Here is a 15,892-nt window from a genome sequence, read left to right as displayed (position 1 = left end):
GTCAATTCTTGAGTGGAGTTGAAACTGCGACCGCCAAAGTTGAGCCAGTGCTGACCACGGGGTCGTTTTGGGTGAGGCGCGACGCCAATGTCTGGCTGTCAGCACTGGCGCCAATACCGAATACCGTCGAGCTGCCCGCCAACAACCTGACCGGGCCACTGCTTTGCCCACCGTCGGCCACCGAATACCGCGTGGTCAACGACTCCGAGTAGCGAAACCCCGCCGAATCGGTATTGACCACGAAGGAGCGATGGTCAGTCGGGTGGAAGTACATCAAATAAGGTAACCAACGAACCTCGCCACCATCGGTGAACTTCTGTTCATATTCGGCCATTTGCGGTGTGAGCGTCATCCTTGCCGTCATTGCGCGTGGTCCTCTCGTTATTCGCTGGGCAGATTCAGGTATCTGTATGGGTCATGCCGGGCATGTCTTGAAATTTGACTGTGCCAGGTGCTGCCTTGCCATTTCGCGACTACCCTAACCATGGTCCTGCACCGTTACGGGGCTCATCATCCCAAGACCACGATGTGTATTGCAGATACAGAAAACCCCAATCTTTTAAATACAGATTGGCCTTTTTGTAAGAAAATTCTTCAAAAAAACCCCTCTCTGTACCTTCTTAAGTGACAGATGAGCGGCTACAGTCAGAACCATGACTCTCTATCTGAACCTCGCCGAATTTATCAGCAGCCGCATCGAGCAGGGCCTTTATGGCCCCGGCGAGCGCCTGCCCTCTGTGCGCACACTCAGCCATGAGCACGGCGTCAGCCTGACGACCGTGCAACAGGCCTACCGTGTATTGGAATGTTCGGGGCTTGCGATACCACGCCCCAAGTCGGGCTACTTCGTGCCGGCCAACCGACGCATCGCGCCCTTGCCACAAATGGGCCGGCCGATCCTGCGCCCGGTGGATATTTCCCAATGGGATATGGTCCAGGAGCTGATGCGCTTCGATGAGAACGCCGATATTGTTCAATTGGGATGTGGCATGCCGGACATCACCGCGCCCACGCTCAAGCCACTGCTGACGGCAATGGCACGCATCAGCCGGCGCAGCGATAACGCCAGCCTGCAGTACAACCGGATTCAGGGTGTATTGGCGTTGCGCGAGCAGATCGCAAGGCTGTCGATTGATTCGGGCTGCCGCCTGAACCCGGCCGATATCGTCGTCACCAGCGGTTGCCAGGAAGCCCTCTCCACCGCCATCCGCGCGATTTGCTCACCCGGCGACATTGTCGCCATTGCCTCGCCGAGCTATCACGGGATGATGCAGATCCTCAAGGCGGCCGACCTCAAGGCCCTGGAGATTCCCACCGACCCCGTCACGGGCATCAACCTGGAAGCCCTGGAAATGGCCATGGAGCAATGGCCGATCAAGGTTATCCAGTTGACCGCCAACTGTAATAACCCGTTGGGCTACATCATGCCTGACGAGCGCAAACTCAAACTGATACGCATGGCCCAGCGCTTCGACGTCCCGATCATAGAAGACGATATCTACGGTGACCTGTCGCACCGCTATCCACGGCCGCGCTCACTGAAGTCCTTTGACGAGGACAATCGGGTGCTGCTGTGCAGTTCATTTTCCAAGACAGTCGCGCCTGGCTTGCGCGTTGGCTGGATCGCACCCGGGCGCTATCTGCCACAGGTGCTGCACATGAAATACATTGGCTCCGGCGCGACGGCCACCCAGCCGCAGTTGGCGGTTGCCGAATTCATCGCCAAGGGCAATTACCTCCTGCACCTGCGTCGAATGCGCAAACAATACAAGCGCAATGGCGACCTGATGAGCGAGTGGGTCAACCGCTATTTCCCGGCAGGCACCCGCGTCAGCCAACCGCAGGGGGGCTTTACGCTGTGGGTCGAACTGCCCGATGAGTTCGACATCTACACCCTCAACCAGCTGCTCGAAGCTCAGGACATCCAAGTGGCGAACGGCAATATGTTCTCGGCAGCAGGAAAATACCGAAACTGCATCCGCCTGAACTTCGCCAATGCACCGACGCGCAAAGTCGAGATGGCGGTACTCAAGGTCGGGCAAACCATCAGCCAACTGAAGCAACTGGAGGCCAACGGTGGCCAGGCCCGGCAGGATGGCCCAACCGTTTGAGGTGGCACGCTTGCCTTGCGGCGGTTACGGCGAGTCGGGGCGATCCCGACCGACTCGCTCCAGGTACTCATCCACCCGCCCGCCGGTCAGCGCCTTGACCTGAATCGACACGCAATTGACCTGCCGCCCCATCCGAATGCCTTCACGGCGTCGTACCTGCACATACCCAAGCCGCGGCCAAAAGCGCTCGGCCTTGTGATTGCCGATGACCACGGTCAGCCGCAACCACTGGGCGCCTTTGCCGATAGCCCACGCCTCAAGATCCGCATGCAGCTGCCGCGCAAGCCCGGTGCCATGCAAGCGCGTATGCACCAGCAGCAGCCCGATATGCCACACACCGGCCGCCAACAGGTCGGCGGCAATGTTCACGACCGCAACCAATTGATCATCCGCATCGCGGTAACCCAACCAGTACATCCGGCTGCAGCGCCAGCCTGCGGGCAGTTGGCCCTGCAACTCTTCGTGCGCCTCAGTCGGCAAAGCGGGCTCGCCGTTGACTGCGATGAAATAATCCGGCGCCAGCTCAAAAAACCGCTGCAACTCAGCCGCATCACTGACCTGCAGTTCAACCACTCGAACACCCGTGACGGCGCAACCCGGCAACGGCGGTGAATCAACGTCCATGTTCAACTCCGTTCAGTCATCCCGCGTCAGCACTTCCAATAACTCAATCTCAAAGCGCAAATGGCTATTGGGTTTGATATGCGCGCCCATCGAGCGTTCGCCGTAGGCCAGGTGCGCAGGCACATACAACCTGCGCACGCCGCCGACCTGCATACCCATCAAGCCTTGATCCCAGCCCTTTATGACGCGCCCGGTGCCGATCACGCATTGGAACGGTTTGCCACGCTCCCAGGACGAATCGAACACCGTGCCGTCTTCCAAAGTGCCGGTGTATTGGGTGGTAATCAGCGCACCTTTGACCACGGCTTTGCCGTCGCCCACGCGGATATCAGTGATCTGGAGTTCGTCGTGACTCATGGGAGGCTCGTTGAAGGTGTAAAGGCTGGGGTTTTCCCAGAAACGGGTGGGTTTGGCAAGTGTAGGAACAGTCTGATCAACGACATTTCCCTTTAACTTGCAGGACGTTTCCGAGAGAATCCCAGCCGCTTGCGCCGCTCAAATTGCATGGCTAGTCTGCGTCGGTCACTGCCAATTCAGTGATTCGGGGTTTGGTAGACCACGAGTGATTAGGCGCAAAGCGCCCCCTTCTGCAAGGCGCTTTTTTTCGGCCCTGCGTTATGGTGGCCGTGCGCAGGGCACCTTCGGGTGCACCGGGTCCTAATCACCGGTCTACCAATCTGCGCACGGTCACCACCCTAAACGTCGTTTGGTAGCGATGGTGGTGACTTTCCAACTTTGATTAGGAGTTGAAATCATGGACAAACTTGTCCCCGCACCACCCGCATCAGAACCGCACTTCTTCACCACCACCCAAGCGCTCAGCTTCGAAGACGCCCTGGCCCACGCCAGCAGTGTGCTGCGCTGTGCAGCCGTTGCGGCACAGACGGCGAGTGAGCAACTGGACGGTGATTCACGCACATTGGTGATCTCGGTATTGCACCTGGTGGACATGGCCAGCGTGATGGTCGACCGGTCACTGGAGTGCATGCAGCCGCACTAAGCAAGTCGCGGCAAGAAGTCGGGTTTCTTGCCGCGAATAAACTCAGCCGATTTGCAAGCCCCTCTGACAACTCGAAGTGAAAGCGCCTGATTTATCCCCACCGATCAAATCGACTCTTATGAAAGGCCAACCACCAAGGTTGCATTCCCTAAGAGGTCATCCGCAATGCACCAAGCCACCAGCCCTGTTCATGTTTGCGTCATACAATTCGATCCTCAGGTGGGTACCGACCACCGCAGCGCGAACCTGCGCCATAGCCTGGAGCTGGCGACGGAAGCCGCGAACGGCGGCGCCACGTTGATCGTGCTGCCGGAGCTTTCAAACTGCGGTTATTACTTTGCCAATCGCCAGGATGCCTTCGATCACGCCGAACCCATTCCCAAAGGCAGAAGCGTGCAGGCATGGGTGGAGTTTGCCTGCCGCCATCAGGTGTATCTGGCCGCGGGCTTGAACGAAATCGACGGCATGCAGTTATTCAACACAGCTGTTCTGATAGGCCCGAACGGCTTTATCGGCAAGTACCGCAAGGCTCATCTCTGGAATTTGGAAAAGCTATGGTTCACCCCTGGAGATACGGGCTTTCCAGTCTTCGATACGCCCATCGGCCGAATTGGCCTGTTGATCTGCTGGGACATCTGGTTTCCCGAAGTACCGCGCATTCTCAGCCAGCAAGGGGCCGATATTATTTGCAGCCTGAACAACTGGGTATGGACGCCGCCCCCAGTGTTCGATGAATCCGGCACGTGTATGGCGTCCTATCTGACAATGACGGCCGCTCACGTCAATAACGTGTTTATCGCCGCCGCCAACCGAATCGGTGAAGAACGCGATGCACGTTACTTGGGGTGTTCGTTGATTGCCGGGACCCATGGCTGGCCTATCGGCAAAATCGCGTCAGCCAACCGACAGGAACTCGTGTTCGCCGATATCGACCTCAGCCATGCGCGCAGCGCGCCGATCTGGAATAGCCTCAACGACTTGCAAAGGGATCGGCGCATTGATCTCTACGATCAGACACTCGGTTACACCCGACACCGTGCATTACCGCGATAAGTGGCCCACTCACAACCAGTGCCAAAACCGACTCCAAAACCCGCGCCCCAAATCATTCTTGCAGCCCGCGTATTGCGCCGCATACATCTGCGAACGGGCCTGTACCTTGCTGGCCACCGGCGGCAGCCAGGCTTTGGCCGCATAGGTACGCTGGCGGTAGCCGCCCCAGCCTTCGTGGTAGTTCAGGTATTGGCCGTAGGCGTCGTATTTGTACACGCCGTTGATGGTGTAGGTCTTGTCCATGTACCAGCCGATAAAATCGATGGCGTCGTCGAAGTCCCGACGGTTGGCGCCGCTGCGGCCGGTGCTCTTGCGGTAGTCGCTCCACACTTCATCCTTGGCCTGGGCATAGCCGGCGGCGGTGGAGACGCGGCCCCAGGGGATGATCCACAGCAGGTATTTGCGCGGGGCCAGGGCGTCCTGACGGAAGCCGGACTCCTGATACATGATCGCCAGCGGCACCTGGATCGGCACGCCCCAGCGTTTTTGCGTGACCTTGGCGGCATCGTACCAGTCATCTTTTTCGCGAAAGATGCCGCAGATGTCGTTGGGTGTGCGTGGCGGCGACGTACCGCACGCCGCCAGCATTGAGGTGAGTAATAACAGCCCGACGATTTTGCCTGCGCTCAAAGTGCACCTTTGCGTAATCCGCGTAAAAAGCCGGCATTTTACGCGTTCAGCAAAGCGGCGTCCTTGCCGCAAACACTTTTAAGCCAAAGGCACTCGGCGAGTGGTCAGCGCCATACGCCCGACAAAGAAGCTCAGGGCTACGCCCAACAGCAACAGGGCCAGGGTGCTCCAGGCTGCGTGGGAGAGCTGTTTAGCCGCCACTTCACCGGCTTCACGGGCTTTCTGTTCGGCCTGCTGCTTCAGCTCGTCAACTTTTTGCATGGCTTGCTGATAAGCCTGGGCATAGTTGTCGACGATCTGGGTCGCTTCCTCTTTGCTCTTGCCGGTACGGGCGGCAACGATGTTGATCAGTGCATCTTTATCCGCAGCGTTCAGCGCCGGTTCACCCGAGGCTTTCACGCGTTCGAACCACTGCTTCAATGCTTCGCCAGCCTGGGCTGGATCGGTGGCCGCAGCGGTAGCCGATTGCTTGCCGTCAGCGGCAGCCTGGTCAGCCTTCTGCTCAACGTTGGCGGGGTCCAATTCAGGCTTGCCGCTTTGCTTGAGCAGTGTGTCCAGTTGGCCTTGCAGGCTGTTCCAATCCAGCTGGATGCCCTGCTCGCTCAACTGCTGCTTAACACTGTTACCAATGCCCGGTGCTGCCGCCGCAATGCCGCTACCGGCAGCCGACAGACCTTTGCCCACGACGTTGCCAGCGGTGCCGACCACACTGGCGGCCAAACCCGCCAACAGCCAGGTGGTGAGCAAGGTGGTGACGGTCCAGGTCAACACACCGTGCAGGCCACCGCGATCCGGCGCTGTGCGGCCAGCCACGAAGGCACCGACGCCGATGGCGATCAGTGTCGACACGAACAGCCAGATCCCGGCGCCCGTACCAAAGCCACTCAGCGGGTTACCTGCTTGCATCGGGTCGACGGCACTCGCCCCGATAGCCGTACCGAGCACACTCAGCACCAAATAGGTCACCAGTGCAATTGCACTACCGGCCAATACCGAGCTCCAGGACACACGAAACAGCGAACGATTGGTTTCATAGACAGTGGTCATACAAAGGTCCTTCACAAGTTATGAGAGCAAGGCACAGTGCCTTGATGGTTGTGAGTGTGGCGAAAGGACATACGTTCAGTCGTGGTCCAAATGCACCAGATGAACTGGTACATTCGCACTTCCCGCGTCGCACTTTCTCTGCACTATCCTCAACCCCGGGTGTCGTACCCCCATGTGCCATCTACCGGGAGAAACCATGAGCCAGGATGTCCTCGCGAAAGAAACCAACCGCCGCCATTTGCAGCAGATCATCTCCGGCTTATCCGACGGTGTGATCCTGGCAGAGGTCGACCAAACCATTCTCTGGGCGAATGAAGCCGCGCTGACCATGCATGGGGTGAGCGAGGTCGAGCAGCTCGGTGCCAATACCAAGCAATACGCCGAGCGTTTCGCCTTGCGCTACCGCAACAACCATCCGTTGCAACTGGACAACTACCCGCTCAGCCGCGTGGCGGCCGGTGAAGAATTCAGCGATGTGGTCGTGGAAGTCACCCCAACGGCCGACGAAGAGCGCAGTTGGGTGCACCGCGTGCGCAGCCTGGTATTGAACGACGCCCACGGCGAGCCGGAGTTGTTGGTGCTGATCCTCAGCGACGCCACCGAGTGGGCCAGCGCCGAGCAGCGCTTCGAGAAAACCTTTAATGCCAACCCGGCGCCCGCGGTGATCTGCCGCCTGAGTGACTTGCGCTACATCAAGGTCAACCAGGGTTTCCTGGAGATGACCGGCTACAACCGAGACCAAGTGATCGGCCGCTCGGTGTATGAACTGGATGTGCTGGAGCATGCCGAGCGCAAGGACCTGGCCGTGCAGCGCCTGGGCGAAGGCGCGACCATCCCGCAGATGCAGGCCGAACTGCGCTTGCCCGAAGGCGGCAGCAAACTGGTGATCGTCGCCGGCCAGCCGTTGGACATGAACGAGGAAGACTGCATGCTGTTTTCCTTCACTGACCTGGAGCCGCGACGCAAGGCGGAAATAGCCCTGCGCCAGAGCGAAGAACGCTTCGCCAAATCGTTCCGCCTGACGCCCGTGCCGACGCTGGTATGCAGCGCCGCCAACCGGCAGGTGGTGGATATCAACGAAGCATTCATGAACATCACGGGCTACATCAGCGAAGAACTGATCGGCAAAACCGTCGAAGACATCCACTTTATCGACAGCCCCCAGGCAGGCGCGCAGCTGTTCGCCACCCTGGAAAAAGCCGGCAATCTCGACGGCCAGGACCTCAAGGTGCGCAAGAAGGGTAACGAGGTGATCGACTGCGTGGTCTCCGCCGACACCGTGATTATCGAGGACGTGCCCTGCTACCTGTTGGTCATGATGAACATCACCGAGCGCAAACGCTCGGAACTGGAGTTGGTGGCGGCCATCGAGGAAGTCATGCAGGACGCCTCGTGGTTCAGCCAAACCCTGATCGAGAAACTGGCCAACGCCAAGAGCGTCAACAGCCCCAACTTGCCGAGCGTGAGCTTTACCGATCTGACCGCCCGTGAGCGCGATGTGCTGGGCTTGATCTGCGAAGGCCTGGCCGACAAGGAAATTGCTTCGCGCCTGAAACTGGCACCCAACACGGTGCGTAACCATGTGGCCACGGTGTACTCCAAACTCGGTGTGCACAGCCGCAGCGCGGCGATCGTTTGGGCCCGTGAACGCGGGCTGTTCGCCGGTGAATTGCGAGTAAAAACCAAGCAATAGAGTGCAAATGCACTAGTGCAACCAGTGCAAATTCGCCTTATTGAGTCGTGATGCGCTGCATAACCTTGAAGAGTGGGCACAGGGCTTTAAGTCCCGTGCCATCAGGTTTGATCTCTTTGAGGAATGCACCATGAAAAGCGAACAAGTCAAAGGCGCCATGGAGAAAGTCGCGGGCAAGGCCCAGGGCTTTATCGGCGACCTGACCGGTGATGAGCAATTGCACGCTGAAGGTGTTGCCCGCCAGGCCGCAGGCCAATTGCAGCAAACCTATGGCGACGCGCTGGAGACGGTGAGCGAATTTGCCAAAAACAAACCGCTGGCTACCGTGGCTGTCGGTGCCGGAATCGGTCTGCTTGTGGGTCTGTTGCTGCGTCGTCGGTGAGGAGGCTGAGCCACATGTTCACGCTCTCGCAACTACGTAACTGCATTGAAGAGGCGCTGCTGCCCCTCACCTGCGAATTCACCTTGTGCCGGGACGCTTCGCTGACACTGAAAGTGTTCGATGCCGAAAGTGGCCGGGTTGACCTGGTGGTCACGGGCATCAGCGTCAGCAAGTTGCAGTCGCCACAGGCCGTGGAAAAAATGGTTGAAGAACTGCGCTATGAACTGCAGAGCAACACCATGGGCCACCTGACGCTGGACGACCTGCCCCTGTCGCCTACGGCGCAATAACCGCGCACTGCCCAAGTGGCCGCCGCTTCAACGACGCGCCACTCACGTAAAACACCCCACCACCTACGATAAACGCCGCCAGCATGCAGAACATGCCGTGGGCCGGCAGGCTGGCGTTGAAGGTAACGCGACCGGTGTGGTCGGTTACCTTCGCGCCAGCGTCAGCCAACAACAGCGGTCATTTCTTGACGGGCGTGATCTCGAGAATGGTGCCGTTGGTGGTTTTCAGCAGCACAAACCTGTCACCCACCCGAGCCCACTGGCTGTCTGCTTCAGGCTGCTTGAGGCCACGTTTTTTCCAATCGCTGACGGCCGATTCCTTGCGCATCAGCATATCGGGGGCGCGGTCGCCCTCTTTCAAATCACGCGCGTTGATGTTTGAAGGCTTTACGGTTTCTTGGGGCGTATCACCGGCCTGCACGACAAAACTGGCGGTGGACAGGCCGGTGGCGACCAGCAGGCAAGCGGCGAGGATTTTAGACTTCATGGGTGCTCCTTCAATGAATGATGCGTACCCAGGTTCCGACCGCGCACGCGCAGAATCATTCAGCCAGAACTCGACTTCAAGGGGGGTTATACAACGGCCACCGGCGTGCCCTGATGAAACACCATCCGCCACTGCCCCGCCTCTTCGCGCCAGACTGAACTGCGCAACGAATGCCCAACCCCTTCCCGATAGCCGCGATAAGTCACCAGCGCTACGCCTTCACCCAACACGTTCACCGCAAACCCCGTCATGCTCCGCGCGCAAAACCCTTCATCCAACAAGCCGGTCATTATTTCGGCCTTGCTGCCCCAAACATTCCCGCTGGCGCCAAACTCAAAAAAATCATCGGATAGCAACTGCGACAGTTGGGCTGCGTCTGAACGGGTGGTGCACCCCTGCAGCGCCTGTTCCTGCTCGAATAAAAGCGCTTCCAATGCCATGTCCATTGCTCCCATGAAATAAATCCTGTATTTTTTCATGAAATTTATCGAAATAAATTTCATGAACCAACAACAAGAACTCGACACCCTGGCCGTCCTGATCCACGACCTGCGCAAGCACAAGAAACTCACCCTCGCCCAACTCGCGCAAAAAATCGAGCGCTCGGTGGGTTTCCTGTCTCAGGTGGAACGCGGCCTGTCGCGCCCGACCGTGGCGGACTTGACTGCCATCAGCCACGCCCTCGATGTGCCCACCACCTATTTCTATAGCCTGCCCAAACCCAAGGGGGTGGCCTGGGTCACGCGTCCCAACGAGCGGCGCACGGTGTACTACGCCAATGGCATTACCGACATCCTGGTCTCGCCGAGCATGAACGCGGCCTTTTCGATGCTCGACAGCCTGCTGGCACCCGGCGCCAACAGCGGTGAACAGACCATGAGCGACCGCGCCGAGCAGGCCGGTTTTGTGCTGGAGGGCGAACTGACGCTGTGGGTGGACGGTGAGGCCGATCCGGTCACCCTCGGCCCTGGCGACAGCTTCCACCTCGCCAGTTTCGCCCATTGCCGCTATGCCAACCTGACTGAACTGCCCGCCCGCGTGCTGTGGGTTTACAACTAGGAGCAAGACCCGTGAAAAGCCATTCCTCCACGCTGCTGGCCGAGGTACGGACGTTCCGCCAGAACCACCCTGACGTGCGTTACGTTGACCTGATCGCCCTGGACATTCCCGGGCATTTCTATGGCAAGCGCTACCCGGTGGACATGCTGGAAAAAGTCGCTGCCGGCAGCCCGTTGAAGCTGCCGCAAAATGCTGTGCTGCTGGGGGCGCAGGGCGGGCTGTTCAAGATTGGTGACTATTGCTTTCACGATGGCGACCCGGACGCCAACCGCCGCCTCGTGCCAGGCACGCTCAAGCCGGTGAGCTGGGAGTCACAGCCGCTGGGGCAAATGCTGATTACCTCGGACGGTACCGAAGCGCCGATCGAATTCGAACCCCGCGAAGTCTTGGCCAAGGTCCTGGAGCGCCTGCACCACAAAGGCATCCATCCGGTGGTGGCGTTCGAGTTGGAGTTCTATCTGTTCGATAAAAAGCTGGACAGCGGCCTGCCTCAATTCGCCCGCGACCCGCTGAGCGATGACCCCGATGACCAGCCCAACCTGCATATCGAACGGTTGTCGCGCTTTTCTGAAGTGCTCGACGACATGGCACAAACCGCCAAGGACCAGGGCATCGACATCACCGTCATCACCGCCGAACTCGGCCCCGGCCAGTTTGAAATCAACTTCGGCCACCTTGACGACGGCCTGCGCGCAGCCGACTGGGCCGCCCTGTTCTGCCGCAGTACCCGTGGCGTGGCACTCAAACACGGTTACCGCGCCAGCTTCATGGCCAAACCTTATCTGCAATACCCTGGCAGCGGCATGCATGTGCACGTGAGCCTGTACGACGGCGCGGGCAACAATGTGCTCGCGGCGCACCAGCAACAACCGCTGCGTCACGCCGTGGCCGGTTGCCTGGAACTGCTGCCGCACTGCATGCCGATTTTCTCGCCTAACCACAATGCCTTCCGCCGCCTGGGCGGTACGGTCAATGCGGCGACCCGCGCCAGTTGGGGCTTTGAGGACCGCGATGCGTGCGTGCGCATTCCCGAGTCCGACCCGCGCAACCTGCGTATTGAACACCGCCTGGCCAGTGCCGATGCCAACCCGTATCTGGTCTTGGCGGCGATCCTCGCAGGGTTGGAGCATGGCCTTGAAGCCAGGCAAGAACCCTTCGCCCCGTTGAACGAGGACCGAAACAGCGGTGCCGATTTCCCCCTGGAAATGCTCGACGCCGTGCGCGCCATGCAACATCAACCCGTGGTGCGCGATAAACTGGGCGGCGAATTTGTCGACGTGTATTGCGAGAACAAACGCCAGGATCATCTGGCCTTTCAACAAGAGATCAACGCGCGGGAATACCGCTGGTTTCTCTGACGCCCTGGAACCCCCGATGACCGAGCAAAGCGCCCCAGCCCTCAAGGAAATCTTCAACGTCGAACGCCTGCAGCACATCGCCCGCGAAATGTCGGCGGTGTACCCGGCGTTCGACGCCAAGGGGTTTCTCAAGCATGCCAAGGCGGGGCTTGCCGAGTTGTCGGTGATGCAGCGCATGGCGCGGGTCAGCGAAAGCCTCCACGCCGTCATCCCCTTGGATTATGCGCAAACCCTCAAGCTGCTTTACGCCCTCGCCCCGCGTCTGAACAGTGGGTTTGTCAGCCTGTTCCTGCCGCACTATGTGGCCAGTTACGGCCAAGGCGACTTCGAGCGCTCCATGGCCGCGCTCAAATATTTCACTACGTTTGGCTCGGCCGAGTTCGCCATTCGCCACTTTTTGCTGCACGACTTCAAGCGCACGCTGGCCGTGCTGCAGGCATGGTCGCTGGACGACAACGAACATGTACGGCGCCTCGCCAGTGAAGGCTCACGCCCGCGCCTGCCCTGGTCCTTTCGCCTCGCCGAGGTGCAGGCCAACCCCGAGTTGTGCGCGTCGATCCTCGATAACCTCAAGGCTGACAGCAGCCTGTATGTGCGCAAATCCGTGGCCAACCACCTCAATGACATCACCAAGGATGACCCCGACTGGGTGCTCAGCCTGATCGAAGGCTGGCACCTGGATAACCCGCACACCGCGTGGATCGCCCGCCACGCGCTGCGCAGCCTGATCAAGCAAGGCAACACCCGCGCGCTGACGATCATCGGCGCCGGGGCCCGCGCCGAGGTGAAGATTCATCACCTGACGGTCACACCGGCAGTGATCACGTTGGGCGAGCGCATCAGCCTCTCTTTCAGCCTGGAGTCCACTGCCGCCACCGCACAAAAACTGGTGGTGGACTACGCCATCGACTACGTAAAAAGCGCCGGGCATAGCGCGGCCAAGGTGTTCAAGCTCAAGGCCTTTACCTTGGAAGCGGGTGAGCATCACAGCATTCGCCGCGAGCAACCTATCCGCGAGCTGACCACGCGCAAGCACTACCCAGGCAAACACTCGGTACACGTGCTGATCAATGGCGAGAAGCTTGGAACCGCCGAGTTTGAGCTGCTGAAACCCTGACACTTCTTACACAAAAGGCTCTATTCCGGGCCTTTCAGCCAACGTCATTGTCGAACAATCCTAGATTTTTTTGTTGAGACCCATTATCATCTGTGCCTTATTGCTACCCACCGGGTAGTTGTTTCAATGTGTCACCCGAGGCGCCCATGTACCGTTTTTCGTTTCAACGCCCTTTGATTGCGCTCAGTCTGGGGCTGGTCACCCATTCCGTTAGCGCCGCCCTGCAACCCATGGCCGAAGCCCCGCTGGCCGGCGACACCGAGTTGCATTGCCATTTCAACCGCGATGCCAGTACCGACTGCACCACCACCTATCACTACACCATCCTTGCGCCTAACGGCCGCGAAATGCTCTCGCGCATCGACTTCGATTACTCCGAAGGCGATACCTTTGAAGTGATCAGCGCTCAATCCACCCAGCCTGGCGCCAGGCCGATCGCGCTGGATGCCGCGCAAATCGACACCCGCACCGCGCCCAACCCGGACCAGGGCTTTCGCCGCGACAAACAGACCTCCCTGGCCTTCCCGAACCTGCGCGTCGGCACACAGATTCGTTACACCGTGCGCGAACATCGCGCGGCCAAGCCGCTGATGACCCAGTTTCACTACGCCCTCACGTTCGGCCCGAGCGCGGTGCGTCGCGACCACGTCAAGGCACGCTTTACCGCTGAGCGACCGATCCAGTGGCGCAGCGAACTGTTCGACGATTTCAGCGTGACCCCGTCGGCCGACGGCAAGACCCTGGACGTGGTCCAAAAAACCCCGATCTATCTCAACTACATCAATGAGTCACCCGGCGCCGCACTGATGCGTACCCCGCGCCTGGAAGTGGGCAGCGCCATGGATCGCCAAGCGTACTTCGGTGATTTCGCGCAACGCTATAACCAGATCCTCGGGGCCCAACTACCCGCGCAAAGTGCCGCAGCCGTGGCCGCCGCACGCGGTTTGCCACCGGCTGAACAAGTCGCCGCGCTGATGCAGCACATCAATGATCACTACCGCTACCTGGGCGACTGGCGCGCTACGGAGCGCGGCTATGTGCCGTTCAATCTGGCTGAAATCGAGCAGCATGGTTATGGCGACTGCAAAGACCTGGCAATCCTGCTGACCGCCATGCTCAAGGCCAGTGGCATCAAGGCCGAGACGGCGTGGGTCAGCCGTGGCGAAGTGGTGGATTCCTTGCTGATTCCCGGCACCAACGCGCCGAACCACGCCATCGTGCGTGCGGAAGTGGATGGCCAGGTCTGGTGGCTCGACCCGACCAACCCGGTGTTTGCCCCAGGCCAGACGCTGCCCGATATCCAGGACCGCTGGGTGTTGGTCAACGACGCCCAAGGCCAGGTGCGCGAAGAACATATCCCGCTGGAGCGTCCCGAAACCAGCATGCGTCTGAACAAGCAGGTGCACTACGACCAGCAAGGCAACGGTGCGACTCAAGCCACTATCGTCTTCAGCCGCCTGCCGCTGATGCAAATGAGCGTGTCCGACCGCCAACAGGGCGCCACCGCCACCGACCAGGACCTCTGCGCGCGTTTCGGCAGCGAGATCAGCGACTGCCACATCACCCGCTCACCCACCGCGTTTGTGGTGCACGACGGCTATACCGTCAGCGCAACCTTGAACGACCATCGCGGCCTGGAAAAGCTGGCAAACAACTACGTCTACACCGATGAGTCACTCAAAGGTCTTTGGGATGGTTTTATCAATTACCGCCGCAACGGCCAACAGGCGGACCTCTACATGGGCAACCCGGAGACCCACGACTACAGCTTCGTACTGACGGGCGGCAAGATGGAAAAAGCGATCCCCGGCTGCCAGGTACGCTCGCCGTGGTATGACCTGGACCTGGAAGGGCAACGCACGGATGACGGGTTGCGCTACCACTATCGCCTGAGCCAGAAAACGCGTTGGTTGACCCATGCTCAAATCACCAGTGATGCGTTTGGCAAGATGATAGAAGACGCGCGGGCCTGTGCCGAACAGGTGCATCAGGTGGTAAAACTCTGAGCCCTGGCTGACACCACACAATCAACCTGGGGGAGCGGGCTTGCTCGCGAACGCGGTGGCGCAGTTAATACATTTACTGACTGACACGCCGCTTTCGCGAGCAAGCTGCGCCCACAGGTTCATCCGGTTTCTTCAACTGGATTCGCCGAGCAGCAAACCTTGCTCGTGTGCGCACAACTCCACCACGTAATCCCACAACACGCGCAGCCGCACGGACTTGTGCAACTCCCGACGCGAACTGATCCAGTAGCTTCGCTCAATCCCCTCCCCCGGCAGCAACGGCACCAGGTCCGGGTCGCCGGCAGCCATGAAGCATGGCAACACGGCAATGCCCAATCCCGAACGCGCAGCCTGATGCTGGGCAATCACGCTGGTGCTGTGGAACACCACCTTGGGGTTGCGGCAAAAGCTGCTGAGGAGTTTGAGTTCCTGGCTGAACAGCAGGTCGTCGACGTAATCGATCCATGCGTGGGCGGCGAGGTCTTCGCGTTTCTCGATCGGCGGGTGACGGTCCAGGTAGGCACGGCTGGCGTAAAGCGCGAGGCGGTAGTCAGTGAGTTTGCGCGTGACCAACTGATCGACGCTGGGCCGTTCGAGGTGGATGCTGATTTCCGCTTCGCGGTTGAGGATGCTGACGAAGCGCGGCACGGCCACCAGTTCCACTTCCAGCCCCGGATAACGCTCAAACAGCCCGCCCATGCGGCTGGCGAGGAACATCACGCCTAAACCTTCGGCCACCCCCAGACGAATCTTGCCCAGGGGCGCGGCGCGATGGGTGAGTTCGTCCTCGGCCAGCAGCGCGACGTTTTCCATGGCTTCGGCGTGTTTGAGCAGGGCTTCGCCGGAGGGCGTCAGCTCGTAGCCCTGCGCGTGCTGTACAAACAGTGCGGTACCGAGGCTTTTCTCGATCGCCTCGATGTGACGGGCCACGGTGGCATGGGTGGTTTTCAGACGCTGTGCGGCGGTGAGCAAGCGGCCACTGCGTTGCAACTCAAGAAAAAACCGTAAGTCATTCCAGTCGAACATGTCGTCTCC

General features: G+C 59.7%; 19 protein-coding genes. 10 read left to right on the top strand and 9 right to left on the bottom strand.

Annotation, left to right across the window (positions count from 1 at the left end; all coding sequences use genetic code 11):
- Window position 1 precedes the first annotated feature (1 nt).
- Complete coding sequence (locus CPH89_RS30640) at window positions 2-364, bottom strand: hypothetical protein (protein ID WP_232005395.1); 363 nt, start codon at window positions 362-364, stop codon at window positions 2-4.
- Between the two features lie 289 nt (window positions 365-653).
- Here CPH89_RS30640 and CPH89_RS21420 point away from each other — a divergent pair, with 289 nt between their 5' ends.
- Complete coding sequence (locus tag CPH89_RS21420; protein WP_053255471.1) at window positions 654-2,111, top strand: aminotransferase-like domain-containing protein; 1,458 nt, start codon at window positions 654-656, stop codon at window positions 2,109-2,111.
- Window positions 2,112-2,135: 24 nt separating this feature from the next.
- Here the strand turns inward: CPH89_RS21420 and CPH89_RS21415 are convergent, their stop codons facing one another.
- Both CPH89_RS21415 and CPH89_RS21410 read right to left on the bottom strand, forming a co-directional pair.
- Window positions 2,136-2,735 (bottom strand): GNAT family N-acetyltransferase, encoded by a 600-nt coding sequence (locus tag CPH89_RS21415; RefSeq protein WP_053255470.1) that lies wholly within the window; start codon window positions 2,733-2,735, stop codon window positions 2,136-2,138.
- A gap of 12 nt (window positions 2,736-2,747) precedes the next feature.
- Window positions 2,748-3,092 (bottom strand): FKBP-type peptidyl-prolyl cis-trans isomerase, encoded by a 345-nt coding sequence (locus tag CPH89_RS21410; RefSeq protein ID WP_053255469.1) that lies wholly within the window; start codon window positions 3,090-3,092, stop codon window positions 2,748-2,750.
- Window positions 3,093-3,489: 397 nt separating this feature from the next.
- On the opposite strand from CPH89_RS21410, the gene CPH89_RS21405 reads away from it, so the two are divergent.
- A complete protein-coding gene (locus CPH89_RS21405) occupies window positions 3,490-3,735 on the top strand; it encodes a DUF6124 family protein (protein WP_053255468.1) in 246 nt (81 codons plus the stop codon).
- A 165-nt stretch (window positions 3,736-3,900) separates the two neighbouring features.
- A complete protein-coding gene (locus CPH89_RS21400; RefSeq protein WP_053255467.1) occupies window positions 3,901-4,788 on the top strand; it encodes a nitrilase family protein in 888 nt (295 codons plus the stop codon).
- 9 nt (window positions 4,789-4,797) lie between these two features.
- Here CPH89_RS21400 and CPH89_RS21395 read toward each other — a convergent pair whose 3' ends face one another.
- Window positions 4,798-5,418: a transglycosylase SLT domain-containing protein gene (locus CPH89_RS21395; RefSeq protein ID WP_053255466.1), complete on the bottom strand. Its 621-nt coding sequence runs from the start codon at window positions 5,416-5,418 to the stop codon at window positions 4,798-4,800.
- Window positions 5,419-5,496: 78 nt separating this feature from the next.
- Window positions 5,497-6,465, bottom strand: coding sequence for a hypothetical protein (locus CPH89_RS21390; RefSeq protein WP_053255465.1), 969 nt, complete (start codon window positions 6,463-6,465; stop codon window positions 5,497-5,499).
- Window positions 6,466-6,661: 196 nt separating this feature from the next.
- Between CPH89_RS21390 and CPH89_RS21385 the strand changes: the two genes are divergently transcribed.
- From CPH89_RS21385 to CPH89_RS21375, 3 genes are all read left to right on the top strand, one after another.
- Window positions 6,662-8,158 (top strand): helix-turn-helix transcriptional regulator, encoded by a 1,497-nt coding sequence (locus tag CPH89_RS21385; RefSeq protein WP_053255464.1) that lies wholly within the window; start codon window positions 6,662-6,664, stop codon window positions 8,156-8,158.
- 130 nt (window positions 8,159-8,288) lie between these two features.
- Entirely contained in the window at window positions 8,289-8,540 is a 252-nt protein-coding gene (locus CPH89_RS21380; RefSeq protein ID WP_053255463.1) for a CsbD family protein, read from the top strand.
- Window positions 8,541-8,554: 14 nt separating this feature from the next.
- On the top strand, window positions 8,555-8,830 hold the full coding sequence (locus tag CPH89_RS21375) for a DUF1652 domain-containing protein (RefSeq protein WP_053255462.1): 276 nt from the start codon (window positions 8,555-8,557) through the stop codon (window positions 8,828-8,830).
- Here the strand turns inward: CPH89_RS21375 and CPH89_RS21370 are convergent.
- The 3 genes from CPH89_RS21370 to CPH89_RS21360 all read right to left on the bottom strand — a co-directional run bounded on the left by CPH89_RS21370 (window position 8,817) and on the right by CPH89_RS21360 (window position 9,820).
- Window positions 8,817-9,002, bottom strand: a complete 186-nt coding sequence (locus CPH89_RS21370; RefSeq protein WP_053255461.1) for a hypothetical protein — start codon at window positions 9,000-9,002, stop codon at window positions 8,817-8,819. The two genes, CPH89_RS21375 and CPH89_RS21370, sit on opposite strands and share 14 nt — an antisense overlap.
- Before the next feature lie 6 nt (window positions 9,003-9,008).
- Window positions 9,009-9,317 carry an RcnB family protein gene (locus CPH89_RS21365; RefSeq protein ID WP_053255460.1) on the bottom strand — a complete coding sequence of 103 codons (309 nt, stop codon included), beginning with the start codon at window positions 9,315-9,317 and terminating at the stop codon, window positions 9,009-9,011.
- Window positions 9,318-9,403: 86 nt separating this feature from the next.
- Window positions 9,404-9,820: a nuclear transport factor 2 family protein gene (locus CPH89_RS21360; protein ID WP_232005392.1), complete on the bottom strand. Its 417-nt coding sequence runs from the start codon at window positions 9,818-9,820 to the stop codon at window positions 9,404-9,406.
- On the opposite strand from CPH89_RS21360, the gene CPH89_RS21355 reads away from it, so the two are divergent.
- The 4 genes from CPH89_RS21355 (at window position 9,819) to CPH89_RS21340 (ending at window position 14,857) form a co-directional block, all read left to right on the top strand.
- The gene (locus CPH89_RS21355; protein ID WP_053255459.1) at window positions 9,819-10,376 is read left to right on the top strand and encodes a helix-turn-helix domain-containing protein; all 558 of its coding nucleotides are present in this window, start codon (window positions 9,819-9,821) and stop codon (window positions 10,374-10,376) included. The genes CPH89_RS21360 and CPH89_RS21355 overlap by 2 nt on opposite strands.
- Window positions 10,377-10,387: 11 nt before the next feature.
- A complete protein-coding gene (locus CPH89_RS21350; RefSeq protein WP_053255458.1) occupies window positions 10,388-11,734 on the top strand; it encodes a glutamine synthetase family protein in 1,347 nt (448 codons plus the stop codon).
- 16 nt (window positions 11,735-11,750) lie between these two features.
- Complete coding sequence (locus CPH89_RS21345; RefSeq protein WP_053255457.1) at window positions 11,751-12,851, top strand: DNA alkylation repair protein; 1,101 nt, start codon at window positions 11,751-11,753, stop codon at window positions 12,849-12,851.
- Between the two features lie 146 nt (window positions 12,852-12,997).
- A complete protein-coding gene (locus CPH89_RS21340) occupies window positions 12,998-14,857 on the top strand; it encodes a DUF3857 domain-containing transglutaminase family protein (protein ID WP_053255456.1) in 1,860 nt (619 codons plus the stop codon).
- Window positions 14,858-14,989: 132 nt separating this feature from the next.
- Here CPH89_RS21340 and CPH89_RS21335 read toward each other — a convergent pair whose 3' ends face one another.
- Window positions 14,990-15,883, bottom strand: a complete 894-nt coding sequence (locus CPH89_RS21335; RefSeq protein ID WP_053255455.1) for a LysR family transcriptional regulator — start codon at window positions 15,881-15,883, stop codon at window positions 14,990-14,992.
- Window positions 15,884-15,892 lie beyond the last annotated feature (9 nt).

The organism is Pseudomonas fluorescens, assembly GCF_900215245.1.
GTDB classification, from domain to species: domain Bacteria; phylum Pseudomonadota; class Gammaproteobacteria; order Pseudomonadales; family Pseudomonadaceae; genus Aquipseudomonas; species Aquipseudomonas fluorescens.
Note: the sequence above shows the minus strand (reverse complement) of the source record. Positions and strands in the feature narration are given on the sequence as shown.

Excerpts from the sequence above, each read along its gene's own strand:
- CPH89_RS21375 (WP_053255462.1), top strand. The coding sequence starts at position 8,555 with ATGTTCACGCTCTCGCAACTACGTAACTGCATTGAAGAGGCGCTGCTG.
- CPH89_RS21385 (WP_053255464.1), top strand. The coding sequence starts at position 6,662 with ATGAGCCAGGATGTCCTCGCGAAAGAAACCAACCGCCGCCATTTGCAG.
- CPH89_RS21405 (WP_053255468.1), top strand. The coding sequence starts at position 3,490 with ATGGACAAACTTGTCCCCGCACCACCCGCATCAGAACCGCACTTCTTC.
- CPH89_RS21365 (WP_053255460.1), bottom strand. The coding sequence starts at position 9,317 with ATGAAGTCTAAAATCCTCGCCGCTTGCCTGCTGGTCGCCACCGGCCTG.
- CPH89_RS21410 (WP_053255469.1), bottom strand. The coding sequence starts at position 3,092 with ATGAGTCACGACGAACTCCAGATCACTGATATCCGCGTGGGCGACGGC.
- CPH89_RS21355 (WP_053255459.1), top strand. The coding sequence starts at position 9,819 with ATGAACCAACAACAAGAACTCGACACCCTGGCCGTCCTGATCCACGAC.
- CPH89_RS21420 (WP_053255471.1), top strand. The coding sequence starts at position 654 with ATGACTCTCTATCTGAACCTCGCCGAATTTATCAGCAGCCGCATCGAG.
- CPH89_RS21340 (WP_053255456.1), top strand. The coding sequence starts at position 12,998 with ATGTACCGTTTTTCGTTTCAACGCCCTTTGATTGCGCTCAGTCTGGGG.
- CPH89_RS21335 (WP_053255455.1), bottom strand. The coding sequence starts at position 15,883 with ATGTTCGACTGGAATGACTTACGGTTTTTTCTTGAGTTGCAACGCAGT.
- CPH89_RS21390 (WP_053255465.1), bottom strand. The coding sequence starts at position 6,465 with ATGACCACTGTCTATGAAACCAATCGTTCGCTGTTTCGTGTGTCCTGG.
- CPH89_RS21380 (WP_053255463.1), top strand. The coding sequence starts at position 8,289 with ATGAAAAGCGAACAAGTCAAAGGCGCCATGGAGAAAGTCGCGGGCAAG.
- CPH89_RS21345 (WP_053255457.1), top strand. The coding sequence starts at position 11,751 with ATGACCGAGCAAAGCGCCCCAGCCCTCAAGGAAATCTTCAACGTCGAA.
- CPH89_RS21415 (WP_053255470.1), bottom strand. The coding sequence starts at position 2,735 with ATGGACGTTGATTCACCGCCGTTGCCGGGTTGCGCCGTCACGGGTGTT.
- CPH89_RS21400 (WP_053255467.1), top strand. The coding sequence starts at position 3,901 with ATGCACCAAGCCACCAGCCCTGTTCATGTTTGCGTCATACAATTCGAT.
- CPH89_RS30640 (WP_232005395.1), bottom strand. The coding sequence starts at position 364 with ATGACGGCAAGGATGACGCTCACACCGCAAATGGCCGAATATGAACAG.
- CPH89_RS21360 (WP_232005392.1), bottom strand. The coding sequence starts at position 9,820 with ATGAAATTTATTTCGATAAATTTCATGAAAAAATACAGGATTTATTTC.